At 57.8% G+C, this 7,246-nt stretch carries 7 protein-coding genes; 6 read left to right on the top strand and 1 reads right to left on the bottom strand.

The features are described 5' to 3' along the window. The 4 genes from ACILRN_RS14775 to ACILRN_RS14790 form a co-directional block, all read left to right on the top strand. The coding region (locus ACILRN_RS14775; RefSeq protein WP_395689558.1) for a 4Fe-4S dicluster domain-containing protein at window positions 1–674 on the top strand (674 nt) is incomplete at its 5' end. Next, complete coding sequence (locus ACILRN_RS14780) at window positions 634–1,608, top strand: dimethyl sulfoxide reductase anchor subunit family protein (protein ID WP_395689560.1); 975 nt, start codon at window positions 634–636, stop codon at window positions 1,606–1,608. The genes ACILRN_RS14775 and ACILRN_RS14780, both read left to right, overlap by 41 nt. A 73-nt stretch (window positions 1,609–1,681) precedes the next feature. Next, a complete protein-coding gene (gene bmt / locus ACILRN_RS14785; RefSeq protein WP_395689562.1) occupies window positions 1,682–2,698 on the top strand; it encodes a betaine--homocysteine S-methyltransferase in 1,017 nt (338 codons plus the stop codon). A gap of 44 nt (window positions 2,699–2,742) precedes the next feature. Further along, window positions 2,743–4,215 (top strand): AAA family ATPase, encoded by a 1,473-nt coding sequence (locus tag ACILRN_RS14790; RefSeq protein WP_395689564.1) that lies wholly within the window; start codon window positions 2,743–2,745, stop codon window positions 4,213–4,215. Here the strand turns inward: ACILRN_RS14790 and ACILRN_RS14795 are convergent. Next, window positions 4,205–5,449, bottom strand: a complete 1,245-nt coding sequence (locus tag ACILRN_RS14795; RefSeq protein WP_395689566.1) for a cysteine desulfurase-like protein — start codon at window positions 5,447–5,449, stop codon at window positions 4,205–4,207. The two genes, ACILRN_RS14790 and ACILRN_RS14795, sit on opposite strands and share 11 nt — an antisense overlap. 158 nt (window positions 5,450–5,607) lie before the next feature. Between ACILRN_RS14795 and ACILRN_RS14800 the strand changes: the two genes are divergently transcribed. Together ACILRN_RS14800 and ACILRN_RS14805 are read left to right on the top strand one after the other, a co-directional pair. Beyond that, window positions 5,608–6,309: a corrinoid protein gene (locus tag ACILRN_RS14800; RefSeq protein ID WP_395689568.1), complete on the top strand. Its 702-nt coding sequence runs from the start codon at window positions 5,608–5,610 to the stop codon at window positions 6,307–6,309. Between the two features lie 117 nt (window positions 6,310–6,426). Then, window positions 6,427–6,969: a DUF1638 domain-containing protein gene (locus ACILRN_RS14805; RefSeq protein WP_395689570.1), complete on the top strand. Its 543-nt coding sequence runs from the start codon at window positions 6,427–6,429 to the stop codon at window positions 6,967–6,969. Window positions 6,970–7,246 lie beyond the last annotated feature (277 nt).

A 7,246-nucleotide genomic window follows, 5' to 3' on the forward strand; every position in this document is an offset into this window, starting at 1 on the left:
CGCTGAACGACGTGAATGCCTATGAGGCGAACCCAACAGGTACCTGGCTCAATCGGGTTCACGGCTATGAGGTGACGGAGCCAGGTCAAGCTCAGTCACGCATTGTCAACTTCCCGCGTTCGTGCCTTCATTGCGAAGAGCCTGCATGTGTGACGGTTTGTCCAACTGGCGCCAGCTACAAGCGTGCAGAGGATGGCATTGTGCTGGTTAATCCAGAGACCTGCATCGGATGCAAGCTCTGCTCCTGGGCCTGTCCCTACGGCGCTCGTGAATATGACCAGAGCCATGGCGTCATGAAGAAATGTACGCTGTGCGTAGACCGGATCTACAACGAAAACTTCGAACCTGAAGACAGGCTTCCCGCCTGTGTAAAGGCCTGCCCGACCGGCGCACGCCATTTCGGCGACCTCGGAGATGCAAATTCCGCGGTGTCTCAACTTGTCGCGGAACGAGGTGGTTATGATCTCCTGCCGGAGATGGGCTACAAGCCAGTGAACAAGTACCTGCCCCCACGGGCGCGGCGGGATAGCATGACGTCGCCACCTGAGGCCCTGCCGCAATCCGACGGAACAGCCTTTGACCGGCTTTTTGCATGGGCAGACCGGTTGTTATCCTCCGGCAAGATCCAGAGCCGTGACGCTGACATCGACTTTTCCGGAAGGCTGGAGGGCTGAGACTATGCATCCCGCCTATTCGGTGATTCTGTTCACCACTGCATCCGGTGCTGGCTATGGTCTGCTCGCTCTGCTTGGCGTAGCGGGCATGAGCCACGGCCAGGCATCCAATCTCGCCTTCGGTGTATGCGCAATATTGCTCAGTCTTGCTCTGATCACGGCAGGACTTCTTTCATCAACCTTTCATCTGGGCCACCCCGAGCGTGCCTGGAGGGCCTGGTCGCAGTGGCGATCCTCATGGCTTTCGCGCGAGGGAGTGGTATCTGTGTTTGCCTATGTGCCGGCCCTGCTGTTTGGCGTGGTGTGGTCTGGCCTGTACGAGGCGCCATCGCTCATTGCGCCGCTTGGGGTGCTGAGCGCTGCACTTGCCATGGCAACAGTATTCTGTACCGGGAAGATCTATGCCTGCCTCACAACGATCCGCGCCTGGAATACTGCACTCACGGTTCCAGTCTATCTGTCCTTCAGTCTTGCGACCGGGTCAGTGCTGTTGGCTGCTCTGACTGTTGCGTTCGGCAGTTTGCCGGCCTTTCTGATCTATCTCTCGTGCCTGTTGCTGGTGATCACCGGGGGAGCGAAACTGGCCTACTGGCGTATTATCGATAACGCTCCTCGAACTCATACAATTGAAGCGGCGACTGGTCTTGGCCAACTCGGACGAGTCAGTCAGTGGGAGGTTCCCCACACCTCGGCTAACTATGTTCAGGCAGAAATGGGCTATGCTGTCGCCCGTAAACATGCTCAGAAGCTGCGCCGTCTGGTGATCCTGATGCTCATCCTTTCCCTGGCGCTGATGCTGTTGGCGCCTGTATTACCGTTGTCTGCCATTCTGGCCGCTCTTGCGGCGCTGCTTGCCGCCGTGGTCGAGCGCTGGCTGTTTTTTGCCGAGGCCCAGCATGTGGTCACCCTGTTCTATGGGGCTCGTGAGGCCTGAAGCTTTGCACTTGGCAATTCTCTAGAGAGCGATATAAGGATTTCTTTATATTCCCCAGGTTCCGGAGATTGCCATGACCCATCCTTCCTTTACTGAGGCTCTATCGTCCAGGCCTTGGCTTCTCGCTGACGGCGCCACCGGCACCAACTACTTTCAAATGGGTCTGGTCTCCGGAGATGCCCCGGAAATGTGGAATTTCGAGCATCCGGACCGGGTGCGTTCGCTGCACCGCAGGTTCATCGAGGCTGGTGCAGACATCGTCCTTACCAACTCCTTTGGTGGCAACCGGCATCGCCTCAAGCTTCACAATGCGCAGGATCAGGTTCGCGAGATCAACATCGCAGCGGCCCGCAATGCGCGTGCGGAAGCTGACGCGGCTGGCCGCCCTGTCTATGTGGGTGGGTCAATCGGCCCAACCGGAGAGATCATGGAGCCGGTGGGTGCGCTCAGCCATGATGAGGCCGTCAAGGCCTTCGCCGAGCAGGCGCTAGCGCTCAAAGAGGGCGGAGCGGATGTGCTGTGGATCGAGACCATGTCTTCCGAGGAAGAACTCAAGGCTGCCGTCGAGGGTGCCGCGAGGGCCGGGCTTCCCATCGTCACCACCATGAGCTTTGACACCAACGGCCGGACCATGATGGGCATCACGCCGAAGGCGTTCGGGGCGCTGACTGCGGCGCTTGCCGTGCAGCCTGCAGCCATCGGCGCAAACTGTGGTGTTGGCGCCTCCGAACTCATCGCGACGGTACTCGGCATCACCGAGGCGCGACCGGATGCAGCAGTTGTAGCGAAGGGAAACTGTGGCATTCCACAATATGTTGATGGTCACATTCACTACACCGGCACACCGGAACTCATGGCTGACTATGCCCGCATCGCGCTCGATGCAGGGGCGAAGATCATTGGTGGCTGCTGCGGCACGAGCCCGGAACATCTGGCTGCCATGCGGAGGTCATTGGAAGCCTATTCGAAAGGCGCGAGGCCTTCGATCGAACTTGTCGAACAGAAACTGGGTCCAGTCTCGCAGCTGGCAAAGGGCGTTGATGCCGCTGCTGCTGGAGCAGCCCGCCGCGAACGCCGCCGCGGCAATTGATGCTTGTCAAGGTTTGACCATGGGAGGCACGGTAGATTGGTGCCGTGTCACGGCCAGACTTCCTGAAAGGTGAGACGTGGGGTTTCCCCGGTGCTGCTGTGGAGCAACTGGAGACCCATGCTGCGTACGTGTTTCTGGTCGGTGAGCGCGCCTTCAAAGTCAAGAAGAGCGTGAAGCTTCCCTACCTTGATTTCTCCCGCCGCGAGATGCGGCATGACGCGCTTGCCAGGGAGCTTGAGGTCAACCGCATCTTTGCGCCGGAAATTTATCTCGGTTTGTCGGAGGTTTGTGGGGAGCCAGTCTTGGTCATGCGGCGTTTTGCTGCAAGGGCGCTGCTTGCCTGGCAGGTTCGGCACGGTGGGGTTGGGCCTTCACTCGCCCTGAAACTTGCCGCAATGGCAGTCGCCGCGCATGACGTTGCGCCCCGTCGTATTGTGTCGGGCTCAGCCATCATGATGGGGTTGGGCGTGCAACTCTCACGGGCCTTCACTGGTGCGCCAGACATTTTCCCGCCGGGCGAGACGTTGACCTTTCATGCTTTCTGCGAGGCTTCATTGAAAGCCTGCAAGAAATTACTCGATGCTCGCAGCGCGCAGGGGCTTGTACGCCGGTGCCACGGCGACATGCATTGTGGCAATATCATCGTCGAGAATGATGAACCCAAACTCTTTGATGCCATTGAGTTCAGCGAAGCGATTGCAACTGTTGACGTTCTTTATGATCTGGCTTTTCTGCTGATGGATCTCTGGACACAGAAAGAAAAACGTTCGGCAAACATCATCCTCAATCGCTATCTTCACCTGCGACGTGCCGAGGAGAATCTGACAGGTCTTGCAGCCTTACCCCTGTTTCTCTCGATGCGTGCAGGGGTGCGGGCAGTGGTCAGTGGCGATTTGGCGCGTGAGCTGGCGCCCAGCAAGTCAATGCAGGCACGCGGCCAAGCACTTGATTATTTCCGTGCGGCTATTGACCATCTAAAGATGGAAAAACCCATGTTGGTTTGTATTGGTGGCTTGTCAGGAACCGGCAAGTCAACAGCTGCGGCTGATCTTGCAGTGCAACTCGGTGCTGCTCCCGGTGCCATACATATACGCAGTGATATTGAACGAAAGGTGCTTGCGGGAGTTGAAGAAACGCAACGACTAGGACCGGAACATTATGGCCCTGAGGCATCCCACGCCGTGTATCAGGCTTGTCTGTCACGTGCGGGCCGGGCGCTCCGGGCCGGATACAGTGTGGTGGTTGACGCCGTATTTGCCAAGCTGGAAGAGCGGCGGCTCTTTGAATCCTGTGCAGGCGGGATAGCCTCAAACTTTCTGGGTGTTTGGCTTGAGGCGCCAGCCTCAGTCCTGGCGTCGCGTATATCGGCACGTCAGGCCGACGCCTCTGACGCGACTGTTGAGGTCGTTGCGAGGCAACTGCACTATGATCTGGGTCCGATCAACTGGGCCCGCATCAACGCTGCAGACAGTCCTGCCAGAACGCTCGCAGGCATCGCCGCGCTTCTCAGGCCTTGATCTGGCGAGCGAGTGAGGCCAGCAGCGTGTCTATTTCCGCGTCGGTGTTATAGTGTGCGAGACCGACACGCAAGACGCCGCCCTTATCCATGAGGCCCATCCGCATGACAGGTTCAATGGCGTAGTTGTGCCCAGACCAAACAAAGATATTGTCCCGTGCAAAATCTTTGGCCAATGCCTCCGGTTGATGGCCGTCCAGCGTGAAAGACACGGTGGGTACGCGCCGGTCGATGGCGTTTCCTGAGGTAATGCCGCGAATGGTAAGACCACGGAAGCTGCGCAGGCCGTCGATCAGCCGCTGTGTCAACCGCTGTTCATAGCCTGCGATGACGCTCCATGCCGCACGAAGACGCTCCACGCGTGTGCTGCCGGCGCCGAACTGCTCGAGATACTCTATGGCACCCAGCGTTCCCGCCATGCCTTCATGCGAGAGGGTTCCGGTTTCAAACTTGTGAGGAAGATCGTCGCCGGCCGGGCGCACCTTGTAGCCGAAGGTTTGTTTCAGCAGGTCCTCGCGGCCCCATAGAATACCTTGATGAGGGCCAAACCACTTATACGCTGAGGAGACGACGAAATCCGCCCCCAGCGTCTGCACGTCGATTGCGTGATGTGGGGCAAACTGCACGGCATCGAGATAAACAATGGCGCCAACCGCTTTCGCCTGAGCCGCGAAGCGCTTCACGTCACTGATCGTACCAGTGCAATTCGAGGCCATTCCCATGGCAAGAAGGCGGGTTCGTTCCGTGAGTACCTTGCTCAGGGCGTCTTCGGGGAATTCATAGGTATCGGGGTCAAAATCCATCCAGCGGACGGTGAGGTCCAGATCGGCGGCCAGCAGCAGCCAGGGAGCAACATTGGCATCATGATCCATTCTCGAGAGCACGATCTCGTCTCCCCGCCGGAACGTCTTGCCGATGCAACGCGACATGTGCAGTGTCAGACTGGTCATGTTCTGGCCAAATATGATTTCGCCAGGTGTTGTCGCGTTGTAGAAATCAGCGCAGGCTCGATGTGCCATATCGACGATTTCGTCTGCTGCGAGCGAAGTTGTGAAGTAGCCACCGAGGTTGGCATTACGGGCCGTCAGGCACTCGACCGTCCGGTCAATGACCTGGCGGGGTACCTGGGTGCCAGCCGGATTGTCCAGGTAGACGCGGGGACCGGCGCCATCGGCGAGGGCCAGGGCAGGAAATTGGCTGCGGCAGAATGCAATGTCGAATGCCTCAGGCGTCATGGCAAACCCAGTCTCGTGATAGTTAAAGTCATGTTTACTCTGGGTTTCCGCTTGCCTCAACCGTCGCTTTCCGGCAAGTGGGTGTCGCCCGCTGGCGGCGGCCTTGCGGCTCCCGGGCCTATGACTGAGTTGTAAATTTTTCCACCTGGAGACGGCCGATGAGCGATGAAGGTGAACTTGACCTGAACTCCCTCAATGACGAGGAACTGGTGCAGCAGGTCCATGATGATCTGTACGACGGCCTCAAGGAAGAGGTTGAGGTGGCAGTACACATCCTGCTCGGCCGGGGCTGGGCTCCATACAAGGTTCTGACGGAAGCGCTGGTTGAAGGCATGCGCATTGTCGGCGTCGACTTCCGTGATGGAATTCTATTTGTGCCTGAGGTCTTGCTGGCTGCCAATTCAATGAAGGCCGGTATGAACATCCTGCGGCCGTTGCTCATTGCCACTGGTGCTCCGCGACAGGGCAAGATGGTGATCGGCACGGTAAAGGGCGACATCCACGACATTGGCAAGAATCTGGTCGGTATGATGATGGAGGGTGCTGGCTTCGAGGTCATCGATCTCGGCATCAACAACCCGGTCGAGAAATATCTCGAGGCGATGGAACTGCATAAGCCTGACATTCTTGGCATGTCAGCGCTGCTCACCACGACCATGCCCTACATGAAGGTTGTCATCGACACCATGAAGGAAAAGGGCATGCGTGATGATTATGTCGTGCTGGTTGGTGGCGCGCCCTTGAATGAGGAATTTGCCAAGGCGATTGGCGCTGATGCCTACTGCCGTGATGCTGCCGTTGCAGTGGAAACCGCAAAGAGCTTCATGGCGCGGAAGCACAATCAACTGGCGACCAGTTAAGGTGCGTCCGGGTTTGCGGTGACCTCAGTCGATCTCGCGCCATCGGAAGAATTCGAATTCAAGCCGGGCAAGGGAAAAGTACTTCTCCTGGCCTGTGGCGCTTTGGCCCGGGAGATTGTGGACCTGATCGAACGCAACCGCTGGACTGGTTTCGATCTGCAATGCCTGCCGGCGAAGTGGCACAATACGCCTGAAAGAATTGTGCCTGAACTGCGCCAGAAGCTTGTCGCAGCACGTGGGCGCTATCAATCCGTATTCGTGCTCTATGGTGACTGCGGAACCGGCGGACAGCTCGATGCGATGCTGAAGGAGGAGGGTGTTTCACGGCTGGAAGGCCCTCACTGCTATGCATTTTTTTCGGGCAACAGCAACTTTGCGGCTCATGCCGACGATGACATTACGGCGTTCTTCCTCACGGATTATCTGGCTCGTCACTTTGACAAGTTGATCTGGGAAGGTTTGGGTCTTGACCGCCATCCGGAACTTCTGGCGGACTACTTTGGCAACTATACCAAGATCGTGTACCTCGCTCAGACTCAAAGTATCGAACTGGAAGCAAAGGCTGAAGCTGCTGCCCGCCGCTTGGGACTTGGTTACGAATGTCGATTCGTGGGTTATGGTGAACTCGAGCGCGACCTGCGGGCATTGGCTGAAGCGTGACTGAAACGGAATGAGTCTTGATGTGCCAAATCGATTTCCCCGTCCGCTTGTTGGGAGGGTCCATGGGTGCGGGTCGCGAGGCTGCGACAACCAGTTCCGGTTTCATCATTTGCAATCAGTGCGACCCCCAGGTTTATCCCCTCCCCAAGAGAGGGAGGGAAAGTTGGGCGTGAGACTGTTAAACTTCATCTGGTCCTAATACTCGCTTGCGGCACGAAGCGGGATATTTCTCTAGAAATCCGTCTTCTCCCCACCTTCGCTTTCCCGCCGCCTCACG

Origin of the sequence: Aestuariivirga sp., from assembly GCF_044238155.1 — a bacterium.
Taxonomy (GTDB): Bacteria; Pseudomonadota; Alphaproteobacteria; order Rhizobiales; family Aestuariivirgaceae; genus Aestuariivirga.